The organism is Rhizobium ecuadorense, from assembly GCF_001187535.1.
In the GTDB taxonomy this organism is placed as follows: domain Bacteria; phylum Pseudomonadota; class Alphaproteobacteria; order Rhizobiales; family Rhizobiaceae; genus Rhizobium; species Rhizobium ecuadorense.
Genome location: NZ_LFIO01001887.1, coordinates 1 through 505, shown reverse-complemented (window position 1 = coordinate 505; position 505 = coordinate 1). Strand labels below are relative to the sequence as shown.

Annotated in this window: 1 pseudogene; it reads left to right on the top strand. The window is 58.8% G+C overall.

The annotated features are described in order from the left end of the window. Nucleotides 1–186 precede the first annotated feature (186 nt). Nucleotides 187–505: pseudogene (locus tag AF337_RS39265) on the top strand (methyl-accepting chemotaxis protein); the annotation flags it as partial.

The following is a 505-nucleotide window of genomic DNA, read 5'->3' as shown; positions in this document are numbered from 1 at the left end:
CTCGCGGAGGTCCGTCATTCTATCGGCATCGGGCATCCGCTCGACCCACAAAGAGCTCAACTTCTCATCGAAAGTGAAATTTGCGCTGCAACCTATTGTTTTCGCGCCGCTAAGCGACACGCTGCTGAGAAATCATTAAGCATGTTCTGGTACTCTCACCTTCTAAATTAACGAGAGAGCCCTATCATGGCGTCGATCCAGCATAAGATCATCATTGCGAGCATCGCGATTTTCGGGTTGGCGGGCGGCGCGACTGGCGTCGGCATCTGGTCCGCCTCGACCCTCTCCGAAAACAACGCCGACGTTGCCCGGTCGGCACAGATCCTGCGCAACCACATGCAGGCCGACATGATGCATGACGCAATGCGCGCGGACGTGCTGGCATCCATGCTGGCGTCCAATCCGGCAGCCGGCATAGAAGCTGCCGGGGTGAAGGCGGATCTGGCGGAGCACGACGCGTCGTTCCGCGAGATGATTGCTGCCAACAAGGCGCTTGCCGCCGACG